Consider the following 18,105-nt stretch of genomic DNA (forward strand, 5'->3'; position numbering starts at 1 on the left):
GGCCGGCTCCCGCAATCGGTCACGAGGTGCCCCGCATCGGTCACGGGGCCAGCTCCCGGATTCCACCCCGGGCCAGCACCGGGGCGGTGCCGCGTCGGAACGAGGTCCTGTCGGCGGCCCACCAGGGCGCTTCCGCAGACGACCGCAGGCCGGCTGGTCGCCTGCCCACAACAGCCAATCCGGTCCGTGTTCGATCCACCAGCCGTCCACTGGCTCCGCATCGCCCCTGCCCGCGAGCACCAGAGCCTGCTCCTGCCCCGTCCGGAACGACCGGGAGCGCGGTCCGTGGCGTTGCTGCCGGGCACGACGACGGGTGCGGTCCGTGGCGTTGCCGCTGGGCACGACGACGGGTGCGGTCCGTGGCGTTGCCGCTGGGCACGACGACGGGTGCGGTCCGTGGCGTTGCCGCTGGGCACGACGACGAGCGCGACACTGTGCAGATCCGGTCAGCGCAACCGTAGACCTTGCGGGGTGGCGCGGAATCCGGCGGCCCGCAGCACCCCGGCCAGCTCGGAGGTGAGCGCCTGCTCGCCGTCGGCACGCCGGACCGTCAGCGGCTCCAAGCGGCCGGATCGCACCAGATCGGCCACCGCATGCGCGGCGGCGGCCAGCACGTCCTCGTCGGTGGTGAACGACAGCAGCGACTTCCCGCCACGCTCCAGGTACAGCGCCGGCCGTCCGCCGACCAGCACCACCACCGCCCCTGCCTTGCGGCCGGGCCGGTGCGGCGACTCACCGGCCGGCGCAGGCCAGGGGAGCGCCGCACCGTACGGTTGCGCAGGGTCGGCCGCCGACAGCACGACCACGTCCTTGCCGAGCGGATCGACGGCCCGCAGCCGGTCGATCGCGCCGGGCACCGCGAACTGGGCGCCACCGAGCCCGTTGATCACATAGCCCCGGATGACCTGCCCGGTCTCGGCCATCTGCCGCAGGACCTGATAGATGCCGGCGAAGCCACCGCTGACCCGCTCGGTGTCCAGCGACCCGCGGGTGAGCACCCCGTGGCGCTCCAGAAACGATTCGGTGCGGGCGTGCGCGCGCCGTGTGGGGTTCTGCTCCCGCTGCGGCACCAAGGCCCACCTCCCGGAGACCGTCGGCGGCCCGGCGATGGTGGGCAACCGGGGACGTGCTGGCAGCTGCGCGCCCATGGTCCGCGCCCGCATCCGTGCGTAGCGGCCTCGCGGTGCCGTGCGTCGTGGACGCTGGGCCGCACCACCACCGGACAGCACGGCGCGCAGGCCATTGAGGCTGTCCCCGGTGACCACGCCTGCCCACACCAGATCCCACAGTGCGGTGACCACTTCGGAATCCGTGGGGGAGGGGTCGATGCGCCCGTGCAGCCGCTCGACCAGCTCGCGGAAGAACAGCGCACCGCCGTCCAGCGCGGCCACGATCGCCGTGTGGAGCTCGCCGGTGGGAACGTCGACGGGGTCGGGAAGGAGCAAATCGGCGACGTCCGACGGTGCCAGTGCCACCCACCCGTCTCCGCCGGGCAGCGTTCCGCACCCGCACCACGTGACCTCGCCGCTGGTGGTGAGCTCGTCCAGCAGGGCAGGGGTGTAGCCGGGCAGCCGCGCGGGCAGCACCAGCGACTCCAGCGCGGAGGCCGGAACGGGCGCGCCCGCCAGCTGCTCGACACAGCCGAGCAGATCGTCGGCCGTCGCCGACCGTGCCAACGATCCGCCGATGCCGTGCCACGCCGGAAGGAAAGCACCTAGTACGTGGGGGTCGACCGGCTCGACCTCGGCGCGCATGCGGGCCAGACATGCGCGGCGAATCCGCCGCAGCACGTCGGCGTCGCAATAGTCGACGGCGTAGTCCGCCGGCGCGGGATGCAACTGACCGCGCACCAGAACGCCGGCGCCGGCCAGCTTGTCCAGGACGCGCTCCACCACCGCCACGCCGAGCCCGAACCGTTCGGCGGCTTGCCGCGCGGTGAACGGGCCCCGTCTCCGGGCGAAGCGGACGAGCAGATCGCGGACCGGGTCCTCCACCGGTTCGAGAAACGCCGCAGGAACACCGGCGGGAATCGTTACACCGAGGCCGTCCCGCAATCGCGCAGCGTCTTCCACGGCGGCGACGCGCTCCTGGCCTGCGACGGTGACTCGCATCGCGCGCCCGTACCTCTCCAGTTCGGTGATCCACTCCTCGGCGACGCCACGAGCGGCCAGTTCCTCCGGCGTGAGGTCACCGAGGGTGCGCAGCAGATCGGCGACCGCTTCCACGCTGTGCGCATGCCGCTCGGCGGACACATGCTGCAGGTCCGCCTCCACGTCCGCGATCACGTCGGCATCCAGCAGTTCGCGGAGCGATTCCGACCCCAGCAGTTCCGCCAACAGCGCCGAATCCAACGCCAGGGCGGCGGCGCGCCGCTCGGCAAGCGGTGCGTCCGAGTTGTACAGGAATTCGCCGACGTAGCCGAAAAGCAAGCTGCGCGCGAACGGCGACGGAGACTGGGTCTGGACTTCGACCACCCGGATGGCGCGGGCGGCGATGTCACGCATCACCGACCGCAAGCCCGCGACGTCGTACACGTCCTGCAGGCACTCGCGCATGGCCTCCAGGACCACGGGGAAGCGGTCGTAGTCCGCGGCGACACTGAGCAGCTGGCCTGCGCGCTGCCGCTGCTGCCACAACGGTTGCCTGCGCCGCGGATCCCGCCGGGGGAGCAGCAATGCGCGGGCCGCGCATTCCCGGAACCGCGCCGCGAACAACGCACTCGAGCTGACCTCGGTGCGCAACACGTCGTCGATCAGATCCGGATCGAGCACGATGTCCTGTGCACGCAGCACGGCGGACTCCGCCACGTCCGGCAGGCGGAGCACGATGCCGTCGTCGGAGTGCATGACCTGGGCATCCAGCCGCTTGCGGCGGTGCAGTGCCGCGGAGATCGCCAGCGCCCACGGGGCATTCACCTGAGCCCCGAACGGCGAATGGACCACCACCCGCCAGTCGCCGAGCTCGTCGCGGTAGCGCTCGATGACGATGGTGCGGTCGTCCGGGATGTGGCCGGTGGCGGCGCGCTGCTCGGCCAGGTAGGCCAGCAGGTTGTCCACCGCCCAGTCGGTGAGCCCGGCAGCGGCCGCCCGCTCGCGCGCGTCCGCTTCGTCCATGGCCGCCAGCTCACGGACGAACGCCCCGATGGCCTTGCCCAGCTCCAGTGGCCTGCCGACCGTCTCACCCTTCCAGAACGGCATGCGAGCCGGCTGCCCCGGTGCGGGCACGACCACCACCTGATCCGGCGTGATGTCGGTGATCCGCCAGGCCGAGGTGCCCAGCAGGATGGTGTCGCCCACCCGGGACTCGTGCACCATTTCTTCGTCCAGCTCGCCGACGCGGGTCCGGCGCTCGCCCTCCCCGGCGGCAGTGACCACGGTGTACAGCCCGCGATCGGGGATCGTGCCGCCCGATGTCACGGCGAGCCGCCGCGCGCCGGGCCGGGCGCGCAGCTCGCCGGTGGCGCGATCCCACGTGATCCGCGGCCGCAGCTCGGCGAAATCCGTGCTCGGATAGCGGCCGGAGAGCATGTCCAGCACCGCATGCAGTGCGTCGTCGGGAAGCTCGCGATAAGGCGCTGCCCGGCGCACCACCTCGGCCACGTGCGACACCGTCAGCGGACGGTCCTGCTCGGCGGCCACCATCGCCACGATCTGCTGGGCCAGCACGTCGAGCGGGTTGCGGGGACAGCGCAGCGACTCGATACGGCCCGCGGCCATCCGCTCGGCGACCACCGCGCAGCCCGGCAGCTCGCCGCGCTGCTTGGGGAACATCACCCCGGTGGACACCGCCCCGACGTGGTGCCCAGCCCGGCCGATCCGCTGCAGCCCGGACGCCACCGTCGGCGGCGGCTCGACCTGGATCACCAGGTCCACCGCGCCCATGTCGATGCCCAGTTCCAGCGACGACGTGGCCACCACGCACGGCAGCGTGCCCGCCTTCAGCTCCTCCTCGGCGATCAGCCGCTGTTCGCGCGACATCGAGCCGTGGTGGGCCTTGGCGATCACCGGGGGCGGGACGGCCGAGACACCGGACTGGCCGGGCGATTGCGCGGGGAACGTGCTCAGCGTCGGCTCGCCGGCGTGCAGTTCGTTCAGCCGCGTGGTGAGCCGTTCCGCCAGCCGCCGCGAATTGGTGAACACGATGGTCGACCGGTGCGCGGTCACCAGCTCGTAGATGCGGCGCTCGACCGAAGGCCAAATGGACGGGCGGCGGACCGGCGCGCCCACGGTCTCCTCCTGACAGCCCAGCTCGGACCCCATCGGCTGGGACGCGCGGTCCTCCTCCGGCACCGGCAGCTGGGTCATGTGCTCCACCGGCACCTCGACGGTGACCTGCACGGTCTTCGGGGTGGGCGGCTGGACCACCTCGACCGGGCGCCCGCCGGACAGGAACGTCGCCACCTCGTCCACCGGGCGCACCGTGGCAGACAGCCCGATGCGCTGCGCAGGCTTCGGCAGCAGATCGTCCAGCCGCTCCAGGGACAGGGCCAGGTGCGCGCCCCGCTTGTTGCCCGCCACCGCGTGGACCTCGTCGACGATCACCGTCCGGATGCCGCGCAGCGACTCCCTGGCGTTGGAGGTCAGCAGCAGATACAGCGACTCCGGGGTGGTCACCAGGATGTCCGACGGGGACCGGGTGAAGCGCGCCCGCTCGGACGACGGGGTGTCGCCGGTGCGCATCCCGACGGTGATCTCGGGCGCCGGTGCACCGAGCTTGCGCGCGGCGGCCGCGATGCCCTCCAGCGGCTCGCGCAGGTTGCGCTGCACGTCCACGGCCAGCGCTTTCAGCGGGGACACGTACAGCACCCGGCAGCGATGCCGTCGATCCTGCGGCGGCTCGGAGCTGGCCAGCCGGTCGACGGCGAGCAGAAACGCCGCGAGCGTCTTGCCCGAGCCGGTCGGCGCGATGACCAGTACGTCACCGCCGCCGGCGGCAGCGCGCCAGGCGCCTTCCTGCGCGGCGGTCGGACCGGGAAACGCCGCGCTGAACCACGCCCGCGTCGGGGCGGAGAACAACTCGAGCACGCCGGTCACCGGTCCCATCTTGGCCGATGGCGCCGACGAAATGGTCCCTGATCGCCTGCGCGCGCGGTGTTCGCCGGGTGGTTTGCCGGGTATTGCCACGCGGCGGGCACCTGACATGGCAGCATTCATGCTGCCCCACGAGGCGTCACCGGAAGAAGGGAGTGCCGTGCGGGTCCTGTCCATCGATCTGGGCACGTCGAACACCGTCGCGGTGCTGGCCGAGGACGGCCGCTCGCCGCGGGTGGTGGACGTCGACGGCTCGGCCACCATGCCATCGGCGGTCTACGCCGCGGAGGACGGCACGTTGCTGGTCGGCCGGGACGCCGAACGCCGGGCCCGGCTGGATCCGTCGCGGTTCGAACCCAATCCGAAGCGGCGCATCGACGAGCAGACGCTGCTGCTGGGCTCCGACGTCGTCCCGGTCAGCGAGGCGCTGGCCGCCGTGCTGCGCCGGGTGCTCAACGAAGTGATCCGGCAGCTGGGCGGCACCCAGCCGGACGAAGTCCGCCTCACCCACCCCGCGCAGTGGGGCCAGACCAGGCGATCGGTGCTGATGTCCGCGGCCAGGCAGGCCGGGATCACCGGGGCCATCACCCTGGTGCCCGAGCCGGTGGCGGCGGCAGCGCACTTCGCCTCGTTCCCCGGGCACGCACTGGCGCCCGGGCAAGCGCTCGCGGTGTACGACCTGGGCGCGGGCACGTTCGACGCCGCGGTGGTCGGCGCCACCCAGGACGGCGGCTTCACCGTGCTCGCCGAGGACGGGCTGTCCGACCTCGGCGGCCTGGACGTCGACCAGGCCCTGCTGGTGCACGTGGGCCGATCGGTCTCGCATTCCGACCCGCAGCGGTGGCAGCGCCTGCTGCGGCCGGAGACCACCGCGGAGCGCCGGGCACGGCGGGCGCTGCAGGAGGACGTCAAGGCGGCCAAGGAGGCGTTGTCCCGGCACCCGCAGACCGAGGTCCCGATGCCGGAGCCGTTCCAGGACGTGCTGGTGACGCGCGAGGAGCTGGAGGCGCTGGTGCGGCCTGCGATGCTGCGCAGCATCGAGCTGATGGCCAGGGTGCTGCGCTCCGCCCAGCTCACCCCGCAGCAGCTGGCAGGCATCTACCTGGTCGGCGGGTCGAGCAGGCTGCCGCTGGTCGGCAGCATGATCTCGGAGAAGCTGGGCGTGGTGCCCTCCAGCTTGGATCAGCCGGAGACGGCCGTCGCGCTCGGCGCGCACCACGTGACCGTGGACGGCATCACCGTCCGCACCCAGGCGGCCGCCGCCGCGGGGAACTCCGGCCCGCACCGGGTCGCCGACGTCGCCCAGGAGGCGCAGGCCACCGGGCCGATCGCGGGCAGTCAGGTCAGCCCGCTGACCGGCACGCCGAGCGGGCCGTATCGGCCCGCGGGCCACAGCTATCCGTCTTTGTCGAGCCAGCAGACGACGCCGAGCAACTTCCCGCAGTTCCCGGTCGTCGGCAAGCGGAAGAAGCGCAGCCGCGGCAAGATCGTGGCCGCCGTCGCCGCCGCGGTGGTGGTCCTCGCGGGGGCCGGTGCCGGCGGCTGGATGCTGTGGGGGCAGCAGGAGGGGCCGCAGACGTTCACCGCCGAGCAGTGCCGCGACCCGGGCAAGCCGGACAGCAAGGGGTTCACCGGCTGCATGCGGCAGCTGGCCGGCGCGGTGGCCGATTCCGAGGCGTTCAACTGCGACAACGAGGTGTCCGGCTCGTTCATGCCGCCGGAGGCACTCGGGGTGCGGGTGGAGTGCGTGCCGCCGAAACTGCCCGGCGGGCACCTGTACTACGTGCACGGGCGCTCCGGCGAGGAGTTGGAGGCCTACGCCACGAGCATGCTCAACACCGCGGCGGGCGGCAGCCAGGTGCAGGCCGACTGGGCGGGCAACGGCCTGAAGGGCCGCTACGCGGCGGTGACCGGGCCGGCGATGTCGGTGCTGACGTTCCGGGTGAACGACCGGCCGCTGCTCGGCGTGCTGCTCCAGGAGCCGTCGATCGGCCCGTCGCAGCTGAAGTCCCCGGACGATCTGGCCGACTACTTCGAGCAGCGCATCCAGCCGGGCACGGTGGACGACTGACCCGCCGGTGACGATCGCGCCGCCGTGCCGTGTCGCCCCGGCCCGCGCATCCCGGGCGCCGGTGACCCGGGTGGCCGCGCGGGGTGTGCCGCAGCAGCGTGCTCGCCCCATCCGCACGACCCAGGACCTGGTGTGACGGACGGCCATCCGGGGACGCTTGGTGGGCGTGGGCGACCCGCCGTTACGGTACTGGCATGCGCATCACCGTGTTCCGGCAGCTGATGGCCGACGAGTTCGGCTCGGTGCGAGCCGCGACGCTGGCCGCCGACTACGTGTTGAGCGCATTGGGTGGCCGGACCGCGGATCAGGCACTGGCCGACGGGGTGGACGCCAAGCAGGTCTGGACGGCGATCTGCGACGAGTTCGACGTCCCCCCGGAGCGCCGCTGAATCGTCGGCGTGTCCGCCGTCGCCTCGAACGGATGTTCGCCTAGGATTGTCCACAACGGGCCGGTTGTCCACAGCTTCGAGCGCGCGTCCGGCGGAATGTCGGCGGTGAACCGTAGTCTCGGCCCGGGACAGGCACACACGTGAGATCAGCGAGGTGGAACCCCATGGCGGCTCTGGATCGGGAGAAGGCGCTCGAACTGGCCCTTGCCCAGGTGGAGAAGCAGTACGGCAAGGGCTCGGTGATGCGCCTCGGTGACGAGGAGCGCGCCCCGATTCAAGCGATCCCGACCGGCTCCATCGCGTTGGACGTGGCGCTGGGCATCGGCGGGCTGCCGCGCGGCCGCATCGTGGAGATCTACGGCCCGGAGTCGTCGGGCAAGACGACGGTGGCGTTGCACGCGGTGGCCAACGCCCAGGCCGACGGCGGCATCGCGGCGTTCATCGACGCCGAGCACGCGCTGGACCCCGAGTACGCCAAGAAGCTGGGGGTGGACACCGACTCGCTGCTGGTCTCCCAGCCGGACACCGGTGAGCAGGCGCTGGAGATCGCCGACATGCTGATCCGCTCCGGCGCGCTGGACATCGTGGTGATCGACTCGGTCGCCGCGCTGGTGCCGCGCGCCGAGATCGAGGGCGAGATGGGCGACAACCACGTCGGCCTGCAGGCCAGGCTGATGAGCCAGGCGCTGCGCAAGCTCACCGCGGCGCTGCACAACTCGAACACCACCGCGATCTTCATCAACCAGCTGCGCGAGAAGGTCGGCGTCATGTTCGGCTCGCCGGAGACCACCACGGGTGGCAAGGCGTTGAAGTTCTACGCCTCGGTACGCCTGGACGTGCGGCGGATCGAGACGCTCAAGGACGGCGGCGAGCCGGTCGGCAACCGCACCAGGGTGAAGGTGGTCAAGAACAAGGTCGCCCCACCGTTCAAGCAGGCCGAGTTCGACATCCTGTACGGGCACGGCATCTCCCGCGAAGGCTCGCTCATCGACATGGGCGTGGCGCAGGGCATCGTGCGCAAGTCCGGCGCCTGGTACACCTACGAGGGCGACCAGCTGGGCCAGGGCAAGGAGAACGCCCGCAAGTTCCTGGCCGAGAACCCGGACGTCGCCAACGAGATCGAGAAGAAGATCAAGGAGAAGCTCGGCATCGGCCCGGTGGTCGACGCCGAGGCCGTCGCCCCCGCCCCGGTCGACTTCTAGCCGATGTCCGCGGCCAAGCGGAAGCCGGTGAGCTCCGCGGGAAGGCCCGCGGGCCGCGCAGGCGAGCCGCAGGCTGCCGAGCCACCAGCGGCGGGAGCCGAGCGCATGCCGTCGGCGGCCGGGCAAGTGCCCACTGCCGGGCGCCAGCCGAGGGCAGCCGGGCACAGGGTGCCCGATACGGCGGGCGAGGCGAAGAAGGCGGCGTTGCGGCTGCTCGCGGTCAAGCCGCGCACCAGGGCCGAGCTGGCGCGAGCGCTCACCCGCAAGGGCTTCGAGGCCGCGGTGGTCGAGACGGTCCTGGATCGCCTCGAGCGTGCCCGGTTGATCGACGACGCCGAGTACGCCGAGATGATGGTGCGGTCACGGTACGTTCACCAGGGGCTCGGCCGTGCGGCGTTGCGGTCGCGGCTGGAGCGCGAGGGGGTCGACAAGGCGATCGCGCAGGAAGCTGTCGAGGCCATCGACGCCGATGCGGAGGAAGCCAGGGCCCGCGAGCTGGTCCGCAAGCGGTTGCCCGCGATGACGAGGCTGCCCGAGGACGCGGTCGTCCGCCGGTTGCTGGGCATGCTGGCGCGCAAGGGTTACCCGGAGGATCTGGCGCTGCGCGTGGTGCGCGAGGAGCTGGCCGAGGCGGGGCGCGAGACAGCCCTGCTGGACGGCCTGACCAGCTGACAGCCCGGGCCACCCCGGCCCGCTTGCCGGTTTCGGCACCTCCGGACTCTTCAGCAGCTGACGATCCCCACCGCCGTACCCTCTGCGGTCGCGGGCGGCAGAGGGCACGGCCTTCTCGGCCCGAAACGCAGAACGACACCGACCCCGTGCTGCGACGTGGACATGTCACCGGAAGTGCCCGGCCTGCTGCCGCTGAGTGGCGCAGTTGGCCTCGGTAGTGACGCGACCTGCTCCCTGCCGGCCATCCCAAGCGGAACCGACACCCATCGCGTGCCGGCAGCGGCCGGGCCGGCATGCCCAGGTCCTGGCGCCCCGGCGCGGTGCGCGGCCGGTCGTGCGGCAGCTGTCGATTGGCGAGGGCGGAGCTGTCCGAGGATGCGATGCTCCATCGGCCGCGGCATGCCGGGCAAGGACCGTCAGGAGACCCGCGCTGGGAATCCGCCGCTGTGTGGAGTCCTGGTCCGCCGATGCTCACGATTGCATCACGGCGCTCGCTTTCCCGCCGGCCGCCGAGCTTGCCGTTTCCCCGCCGACAGCGTGCATGTTCCGGGGACTTCCCGGCTCGGAACAGGGCGACGATCAACCCCAGTGATCGGTTCGGTTTCCGACCCGCTACAGTGCCCGGCACACACACCGGCGTGTGGCCCTTGTCACTTCGACTCGATCACGGCAGAGTCGTCGGTGTTGTCACCCGGGGACGTCCGACGTCCCGAACTGGCCTGGAGGAGCCGATGACGACCACCGAGATCGCCGCTCTGAAACGAAGCATCGGCCAGCTGAGACAGTGCCTGGGTGCGTTGCGCACACAGTACGGTGACGCTCCCGCGCTGCGGCGGTTGGTCAACGACGTCGACCGGCTGGACATCGACGCCGACGAACTGGCGAGCACCCCACCTGCGCCGGTTCGCGCGGGTCAGGCCGGGCCATCCGGAGTCATCCCGATACCGGACACCCCGTACGACGAATCACTGTGGTCGGAAGCGGACGACGAGGGCGTTGGCGGATACCGAGGCGAGCGTCGATGACAACACATGAAACAGGAGTGAATGCCCCGCCGCGAGCGCGGCTGCCGGTTCCCACGTTGCGGGCCGACCGGTGGTGGCTCGGTCCGGCACTCACCGTCACGGGCCTGACGATCTTCGTCGTCTACGCCACGTTCCGGGCGTTCCAGCAGGCCCACTACTTCGTCGCCGAGTACCACTACCTGACGCCGTTCTACTCGCCGTGCGTGTCGTTGGGCTGCACGGAGGAGGCGTCGTTGTTCGGGCGTTTCCTGCCCGACCACCCACTGATCCCGTACGCGGCGGTCAGCTTGCCGTTCCTGCTGCTGTTCCGGATGACCTGCTACTACTACCGCAAGGCCTACTACCGCTCGTTCTGGCTGTCGCCGCCGGCCTGCGCGGTCCCGGAGCCGCATCGCAAGTACACCGGCGAGACCAGGTTCCCGTTGATCCTGCAGAACATCCACCGGTACTTCTTCTACGCCGCCGGGATCGTCGCGGTGATCAACACCTACGACGCGATCGTGGCGTTCCAGTCGCCGAGCGGCTTCGGCCTCGGGCTCGGCAACGTGATCCTGCTGGTGAACGTGGCGCTGCTGTGGGCGTACACGCTGTCCTGCCACTCCTGCAGGCACGTGATCGGCGGCCGGCTGAAGCACTTCTCCAAGCATCCGGTCCGGTACTGGCTGTGGACGAAGGTGTCGCTGCTCAACGGCCGTCACATGGAGCTGGCGTGGATCACGCTGGGCACGTTGATGCTGACCGACTTCTACATCGCGATGGTGGCCGGCGGGGTCATCTCCGATGTGCGGTTCATCGGCTGATGCGGCGGTGGCGGCACGCCGCGGGCACAGCGACCGGCACACCCGAGACCCCATCGAACGTGAAGAGGTGAAGTCGTGACCGAGGTAGAGCGGCACAGCTACGACGTCGTGGTGATCGGTGCCGGCGGCGCGGGCCTGCGGGCGGCGATCGAGGCGCGCGAGCACGGCATGCGCACCGCGGTGGTGTGCAAGTCGTTGTTCGGCAAGGCGCACACGGTGATGGCCGAAGGCGGCTGCGCGGCCGCGATGGGCAACGTCAACCCCAACGACAACTGGCAGGTCCACTTCCGCGACACCATGCGCGGCGGCAAGTTCCTGAACAACTGGCGCATGGTCGAGCTGCACGCCAAGGAAGCGCCGGAACGGGTGTGGGAGCTGGAGACCTACGGCGCGCTGTTCGACCGCACCCCGGACGGCCGGATCAGTCAGCGCAACTTCGGCGGCCACACCTACCCGCGGCTGGCTCACGTTGGCGACCGCACCGGGCTCGAGCTCATCCGCACCATGCAGCAGAAGATCGTCTCGCTGCAGCAGCAGGACTACGCCGAGACCGGCGACTACGAGGCCAAGCTCAAGGTGTTCGCCGAGTGCACCATCACCGAGCTGCTCACCGATCCGGCCACCGGCGCGATCGCGGGCGCGTTCGGCTACTGGCGCGAGTCCGGCCGGTTCATCCTGTTCGAGGCGCCCGCGGTGGTGATGGCCACCGGCGGCATCGGCAAGTCGTTCAAGGTCACCTCGAATTCCTGGGAGTACACCGGCGACGGGCACGCGTTGGCCATGCGGGCGGGCGCGACGTTGATCAACATGGAGTTCGTCCAGTTCCACCCGACCGGCATGGTCTGGCCGCCGTCGGTGAAGGGCATCCTGGTCACCGAGGGCGTGCGCGGTGACGGCGGCGTGCTGAAGAACTCCGAGGGCAAGCGGTTCATGTTCGACTACGTGCCCGACGTGTTCAAGGGCCAGTACGCCGAGACCGAGGAAGAGGCCGACCGCTGGTACACCGACCAGGAGAACAATCGCCGCACCCCGGACCTGCTGCCCCGCGACGAGGTGGCCAGGGCGATCAACGCCGAGGTCAAGGCGGGCCGCGGCTCCCCGCACGGCGGCGTGTTCCTGGACATCGCCAGCCGGCTGCCCGCGGAGGAGATCAAGCGCAGGTTGCCGTCGATGTACCACCAGTTCAAGGAGCTGGCCGACGTCGACATCACCAAGGAGCCGATGGAGGTCGGGCCGACCTGTCACTACGTGATGGGCGGCATCGAGGTGGATCCGGACACCGCGCAGTCGGTGGTGCCCGGGTTGTTCGCGGCGGGTGAGTGCTCCGGCGGCATGCACGGCTCCAACCGGCTGGGCGGGAACTCCCTGTCCGACCTGCTGGTGTTCGGCCGCCGGGCGGGCCTGGGCGCGGCGAACTACGTCTCCACGCTGTCCAGCAGGCCCGCGGTGCGGCAGGCCGACGTGGACGCGGCCGCCCGGCTGGCGCTGCTGCCGTTCGACCCACCGGAGGGGAGTGGGCAGCCGGAGAACCCGTACGCCCTGCACCAGGACCTGCAGCAGACGATGAACGACCTGGTCGGGATCATCCGCAAGGCCGAGGAGATCGAGCAGGCGCTCGAGCGGCTGGTCGAGCTCAAAGCCCGGATGCGCCGGGTGGTGGTGGAAGGCCACCGGCAGTACAACCCGGGATGGCACCTGGCGATCGACCTGCGGAACATGTTCATGGTCTCCGAAGCGGTGGCCAAGGCCGCCTTGATGCGCACCGAGTCGCGCGGCGGGCACACCCGCGACGACTTCCCGCAGCTGGACCCGCAGTGGCGGAAGACGCTGCTGGTCTGCAGCTCGGCCGCCGACGACGAGCTGGTCCCCGGCGTCACGGTGGAGCCCAAGGAGCAGGAGCCGATGCGGCAGGACCTGTTCGAGCTGTTCGACATCGAGGAGCTGAGCAAGTACTACACCGAGGCCGAGCTGGCCGCCCACCCGGACTACCGGGGTGCAGCCGCCGGCAGCGGCGACGAGGCCGGCAAGGAGGAGGCGTGAGCTACATCGGCAAGTTCCGCGTCTGGCGCGGCGACGCCAACGGCGGCTCCCTGGAGGACTACCAGGTCGAGGTCAACGAGGGCGAGGTCGTGCTCGATGTCATCCACCGGCTGCAGGCCACCCAGGCGCCGGACCTGGCGGTGCGGTGGAACTGCAAGGCGGGCAAGTGCGGATCGTGCTCGGCGGAGATCAACGGCAAGCCGCGGCTGATGTGCATGACCCGGATGTCCACCTTCTCCGAGGACGAGACCATCACCGTCACGCCGATGCGCGCCTTCTCGGTGATCCGCGACCTGGTCACCGACGTCTCCTACAACTACGAGAAGGCGCGGATGGTGCCGTCGTTCCAGCCGCCGAAGGACCTGGCGCCGGGCGAGTACCGGATGCAGCAGGTCGACGTGGAGCGCTCGCAGGAGTTCCGCAAGTGCATCGAGTGCTTCCTGTGCCAGAACACCTGCCACGTGATCCGCGACCACGAGGAGAACAAGCCGGCGTTCTCGGGGCCACGGTTCCTTATGCGGATCGCCGAGCTGGAGATGCACCCGCTGGACACCGCCGACCGGCGAGACCTGGCACAGGACGAGCACGGGCTGGGCTACTGCAACATCACCAAGTGCTGCACGGAGGTGTGCCCGGAGGGCATCCACATCACCGACAACGCGTTGATCCCGATGAAGGAGCGGGTGGCGGGCCGCCGCTACGACCCGGTGGTGTGGCTGGGCAACAAGCTGTTCCGGCGCAACCGCGCCTGACCGGCGGCGTCCTACCATGGACGGACAGCGGCGAGGTGCGGCATGTTCGTCAACATCGTGCTCTATGCAGCGGTCGTGTTCGGCACGCCTGCGCTGTTCGGGGCGGTCATCTGGCTGATCCGGGCCGTGCAGCGGCACCAGGCGCGCAAGCGGGCGCCGCAGCCGACGCACCCGCCGATCGAGCAGCTGTCGAAGAACCTGCGCCGGGTGCACCGCTATCTGGTCGAATTGCCCGACGACGCCCCGGCGATCCGCCGTAAGGCGGCGGAGGAGGCCTACGACGCGTTGCTGATCTCGGCGTGCGAGGCGCTGGAGGTCGAACAGCAGCTCGAGAAGACGTCCCGGCTGGACCGTGACCTGGAACGTTTGCGGATCGAGGAAGCCCTGCAGCAGGCGGGGCTGCGCATCCGGTAGTCCCACGCCCCGGCCCGGAACCGCCGACCAGGGGCTTTCGGGGTGCGCTGAACCAGCGCCCTTCGTCACGCGCTGAGCTGCCGTCGGGCCGGGCGCCGATGGCTGAACACCCGCCGGTGCCTTCCAGACACGACAGCAGGCCAGGGCACCGATCCGCCGAAACAGGTCTCGATACGACGGCGGCCCGCAGGACCACGACTGCAAGGCAGTCGATGGCTCCTGCGGGCCGCCATGCTGTCGGTGCTCGACCAGGCGCTAACCCTTGTCCTTTCCGGCAGCACCCGCCTCGGTGTCCTCCAGCCGGACGCCCGGGGCCTGCTCTTCCATCAGGTCCGCGGTGACGACCGTGCCGGTGCCCTTCTTGCGCTGGCGCAGCCACTTCTCCAGCCAGTTGGCGAACGTGGTGAGGATGGAGTTGAGCACGAGGAAGATGACCGCGATGGCGGTCAGCGTGGCGAGCACGCTCGGCCGGTAGTCCGAGGTGGGCAGCGGCCGGAACTGGGCCATGACGTCCTCGAACCGGATCACCACACCACCGAGCGCGGTGTCCTTGACGATCACCACCAGCTGGCTGACGATCGCCGGGAGCATCGCAGTGATCGCCTGGGGAAGCAGCACGGACGTCATCACCTGGCTCCTGCGCAAGCCCAGCGCCTCGGCCGCCTCCGACTGGCCCCGCGGCAGCGAGACGATCCCCGCGCGGACCACCTCGGCCAGCACCGAAGCGTTGTACAGCACCAGGCCGGTGACCACCGCGTACAGCGGCAGGATGTCCGTGTCCACGCCGGTCAGCCGGTACAGCTCACGGGCGAAGAGCATCAGGATCAGCACCGGGGTGGCGCGGAAGAACTCCACCCACACCGCGGCGGGCCAGCGGATCCAGGCGTGCTGCGACAGCCGGCCGATGCCCAGCAGCACGCCGACGGGGAGCGCGATGAGGATGGACAGGAACGCCGCCTGCAGCGTGTTCAGCAGGCCGGGCAGGAAGAAGTCGGTCCAGACGCCGGCTTCCAGCAGCGGGGTCCAGTTCTGCGCATCGAGCTGGTTGCGCTCGGCGAGCTGGTCGAGCAGCCACCAGGCGGCGGCCACGACCGCGGCGACGAACAGCACGGTGTAGACGACGTTGCGCTGTCTGGCCCGGGGGCCGGGGGCGTCGTAGAGGACCGAAGCCTGCTGCGTCATCGCTTCACACTCACCTTCTTGGCCACCCAGCCCAGGAACATGCCCATCGGCAGGGTCAGGATCACGAAGCCGACCGCGAACATGGCGAACACCAGCATCACCTTGTCGCTTTCCCGCTCGATCATCGCGGCCATCAGCCCGGCGGCCTCGATACCCGCGATGGAGGCGGTCACCGTGGTGTTCTTGGTCAGGGCGATGAGCACCGAGGCCAGCGGCGCGATCACCGAGCGGAAGGCCTGAGGCAGCACCACGATGCGCAGCACCTGGAAGAACGTCAGGCCGAGCGCCCGCGCCGCCTCGGCCTGGCCGATCGGCACGGTGTTGATGCCCGAACGCAGCGTCTCGCAGACGAAGCAGCTGGTGTAGGCGACGAAGCCGAGGACGGCGACCCGGAAGCTGATCTCACGGCTGTCGCTGCCGCCGAGCGTCCACAGCAGCTGGTCGGCCAGCACCATGGAACTGGCGACGATGATGACCGTCAGCGGGATGTTGCGGACGACGTTGACGTAAGCGGCGCCGAAGGCGCGCATGACCGGAACGGGGCTGACCCGCATCGCGGCCAGGATCGTGCCCCAGATCAGCGATCCGATCGCCGAGAAGAAGGTGAGTTCGATCGTCACCCAGAACGCGCCGAGTATGCCGCCGTACTCCGCGTAGAGCGGCTTGTCGAGAAAGTCGAACACGGTGTCTCCCAGACCGCGAGTGGGCATGCCAGGGCACAGCCGGCGTGCCACCGACCCGGTCGGCGGCACGCCGGACTGTGGTCACGGACAGGTGCTCAGTCCTCCAGCTGGGGCGGCTCGGGGATGTCGTAGTCGGCAGGGCCGAGGTACTTCTCGGCGGCCTTCTGCCAGTGCCCCTCGTCGATCCACTTCTGGACGGCGGCCTTGACCTTGTCCTTGATGTCGCTGTTCTTGGGCAGGCCGACGCCGTAGTGCTCGTCGGTCAGCTTCAGGCCGAGCAGCTTGAACTGGCCTTCGTTCTGTGCCGCGTAGCCGGCCAGGATGGTGTCGTCGGTGGTCAGTGCGTCGATCGCCTTGCTCTTCAACGCGTCGACGCACTGCGAGTAGCCGTTGTACTCCTTCAGGTCGGCATTCTTGGCCAGCGTCTCCTTGACGTTGGCGGCGGACGTCGACCCGGTCACCGAGCACAGCTTGATCTTGGCGGTGGCCAGCTCTTCCTTGGTCAGGTCCTTGAAGTCCTTGCGGACCAGCAGGTCCTGGTGGGCGATGAAGTACGGCCCGACGAAGTCGACCACCTCTTTGCGCTCGTCGGTGATCGAGTAGGTGCCGACGATGTAGGCGACGTCGCCGTTCTTCAGCATGTTCTCGCGGTCCTTGGAAACCGCCTCTTTGAACTCGATCTGGTCTTCCTCGTAGCCGAGTTCCTTGGCGATGAACTTGGCCAGCTCGACGTCGAAGCCGGTGTAGGTGTCGGCGCCCTGCTTCTGGCCCATGCCCGGCTGGTCGAACTTGATGCCGACCTTGATGGTCTCCTTGTCGTCGCCACCGCCGCCGGGGTCGGCGCACGCGACGAGCGCAAGGGACGCGGCGGCGATCGCCGCACCTGCTCGCAGTACTCGACTGATCCGCATATTCGCTGTCTTCCTTCCGGTTGGCCACCGGCCCCGCCGGTGTTCCGGCGGCGCCGAGGTGGGTCTAGTGGGTGAGGATCTTGCCGAGGAAGTCCTTGGCACGGGCGGAGCGGGGGTTGGTGAAGAAGTCGTCGGGGGTGGTGTCCTCGACGATCTCCCCGTCGGCCATGAACATGACACGGTCGGCGGCCTTGCGCGCGAACCCCATCTCGTGGGTGACCACGAACATGGTCATGCCCTCACGGGCCAGCCCGGTCATCACGTCCAGCACCTCTTGCACCATCTCCGGGTCGAGTGCCGACGTGGGCTCGTCGAACATCATCACCTTGGGCTTCATCGCCAGCGCCCGGGCGATCGCCGCGCGCTGCTGCTGTCCGCCCGACAGCTGGGCCGGGTACTTGTGCGCCTGGTTGGCGATGCCCACCCGCTCGAGCAGCTCCATCGCCGTCTTGCGGGCCGTCGCCTTGTCCTGCTTGCGCACCTTCACCGGGGCCAGCATGACGTTGTCGAGGATCGTCTTGTGCGCGAACAGGTTGAACGACTGGAACACCATGCCCACGTCGGCGCGCAGCTGCGCCAGCGCCCGGCCCTCGGCGGGCAACGGCTGGCCGTCCACCTCGATGGTGCCGGAGTCGATCGGCTCCAGCCGGTTGATCGACCGGCACAGCGTGGATTTGCCGGAACCCGATGGGCCGAGCACCACTACGACCTGACCACGCGGAACTTCGAAGGTGATGTCCTTCAGCACGTGCAAGTCACCGAAGTACTTGTTCACCGCCGTGGCTTTGATCATCGGCGTGGCTGACGATGTCTGCTCGGTCATCTACCCTCCAGCGGGTTCGCGGGCAACCCGCACCTGTTCCCACATCTGTTGCGACTCCACGTGATCTAACACCCCGCCGCGGGGTGAGTCGCCGTATTGGCGACAAACCGA

The 18,105-nt window shown here is 70.0% G+C and carries 14 protein-coding genes; 9 read left to right on the forward strand and 5 right to left on the reverse strand.

What is annotated here, in order from left to right; translation table 11 throughout:
• Positions 1-446: 446 nt before the first annotated feature.
• Complete coding sequence (locus YWY_RS0114155) at positions 447-5,042, reverse strand: ATP-dependent helicase (RefSeq protein ID WP_038045079.1); 4,596 nt, start codon at positions 5,040-5,042, stop codon at positions 447-449.
• Between the two features lie 148 nt (positions 5,043-5,190).
• Here YWY_RS0114155 and YWY_RS0114160 point away from each other — a divergent pair, with 148 nt between their 5' ends.
• The 9 genes from YWY_RS0114160 to YWY_RS0114200 all read left to right on the forward strand — a co-directional run bounded on the left by YWY_RS0114160 (position 5,191) and on the right by YWY_RS0114200 (position 14,395).
• On the forward strand, positions 5,191-7,101 hold the full coding sequence (locus tag YWY_RS0114160) for an Hsp70 family protein (RefSeq protein WP_028848141.1): 1,911 nt from the start codon (positions 5,191-5,193) through the stop codon (positions 7,099-7,101).
• A 194-nt stretch (positions 7,102-7,295) separates the two neighbouring features.
• Positions 7,296-7,490: a DUF3046 domain-containing protein gene (locus tag YWY_RS0114165; RefSeq protein ID WP_028848142.1), complete on the forward strand. Its 195-nt coding sequence runs from the start codon at positions 7,296-7,298 to the stop codon at positions 7,488-7,490.
• Between the two features lie 164 nt (positions 7,491-7,654).
• On the forward strand, positions 7,655-8,692 hold the full coding sequence (gene recA, locus YWY_RS0114170; protein WP_028848143.1) for a recombinase RecA: 1,038 nt from the start codon (positions 7,655-7,657) through the stop codon (positions 8,690-8,692).
• Between the two features lie 168 nt (positions 8,693-8,860).
• Positions 8,861-9,364, forward strand: coding sequence for a regulatory protein RecX (locus YWY_RS0114175; protein ID WP_028848144.1), 504 nt, complete (start codon positions 8,861-8,863; stop codon positions 9,362-9,364).
• Between the two features lie 731 nt (positions 9,365-10,095).
• Positions 10,096-10,389 (forward strand): hypothetical protein, encoded by a 294-nt coding sequence (locus YWY_RS0114180; RefSeq protein ID WP_028848145.1) that lies wholly within the window; start codon positions 10,096-10,098, stop codon positions 10,387-10,389.
• Positions 10,386-11,189 carry a hypothetical protein gene (locus YWY_RS0114185; protein WP_028848146.1) on the forward strand — a complete coding sequence of 268 codons (804 nt, stop codon included), beginning with the start codon at positions 10,386-10,388 and terminating at the stop codon, positions 11,187-11,189. Before YWY_RS0114180 ends, YWY_RS0114185 begins: the two co-directional genes overlap by 4 nt.
• A 75-nt stretch (positions 11,190-11,264) precedes the next feature.
• Positions 11,265-13,229 carry a fumarate reductase/succinate dehydrogenase flavoprotein subunit gene (locus YWY_RS22090; protein ID WP_051310228.1) on the forward strand — a complete coding sequence of 655 codons (1,965 nt, stop codon included), beginning with the start codon at positions 11,265-11,267 and terminating at the stop codon, positions 13,227-13,229.
• Positions 13,226-13,981: a succinate dehydrogenase/fumarate reductase iron-sulfur subunit gene (locus tag YWY_RS0114195; protein ID WP_028848147.1), complete on the forward strand. Its 756-nt coding sequence runs from the start codon at positions 13,226-13,228 to the stop codon at positions 13,979-13,981. The genes YWY_RS22090 and YWY_RS0114195 overlap by 4 nt, the downstream gene beginning before the upstream one ends.
• A 42-nt stretch (positions 13,982-14,023) precedes the next feature.
• Positions 14,024-14,395: a hypothetical protein gene (locus tag YWY_RS0114200; RefSeq protein WP_028848148.1), complete on the forward strand. Its 372-nt coding sequence runs from the start codon at positions 14,024-14,026 to the stop codon at positions 14,393-14,395.
• A 255-nt stretch (positions 14,396-14,650) separates the two neighbouring features.
• On the opposite strand, the gene YWY_RS22095 is transcribed toward YWY_RS0114200, so the two are convergent.
• The 4 genes from YWY_RS22095 to YWY_RS0114220 form a co-directional block, all read right to left on the reverse strand.
• The gene (locus tag YWY_RS22095) at positions 14,651-15,577 is read right to left on the reverse strand and encodes an amino acid ABC transporter permease (protein WP_051310229.1); all 927 of its coding nucleotides are present in this window, start codon (positions 15,575-15,577) and stop codon (positions 14,651-14,653) included.
• Positions 15,574-16,287 (reverse strand): amino acid ABC transporter permease, encoded by a 714-nt coding sequence (locus YWY_RS0114210; RefSeq protein ID WP_156899241.1) that lies wholly within the window; start codon positions 16,285-16,287, stop codon positions 15,574-15,576. The genes YWY_RS22095 and YWY_RS0114210 overlap by 4 nt, the downstream gene beginning before the upstream one ends.
• 68 nt (positions 16,288-16,355) lie before the next feature.
• Positions 16,356-17,171 carry a glutamate ABC transporter substrate-binding protein gene (locus YWY_RS0114215; RefSeq protein WP_028848150.1) on the reverse strand — a complete coding sequence of 272 codons (816 nt, stop codon included), beginning with the start codon at positions 17,169-17,171 and terminating at the stop codon, positions 16,356-16,358.
• A 64-nt stretch (positions 17,172-17,235) separates the two neighbouring features.
• Positions 17,236-17,964, reverse strand: a complete 729-nt coding sequence (locus YWY_RS0114220; RefSeq protein WP_156899260.1) for an amino acid ABC transporter ATP-binding protein — start codon at positions 17,962-17,964, stop codon at positions 17,236-17,238.
• Positions 17,965-18,105: the final 141 nt, after the last annotated feature.

The sequence above is a fragment of the Thermocrispum agreste DSM 44070 genome, assembly GCF_000427905.1.
Lineage (GTDB): Bacteria > Actinomycetota > Actinomycetes > Mycobacteriales > Pseudonocardiaceae > Thermocrispum > Thermocrispum agreste.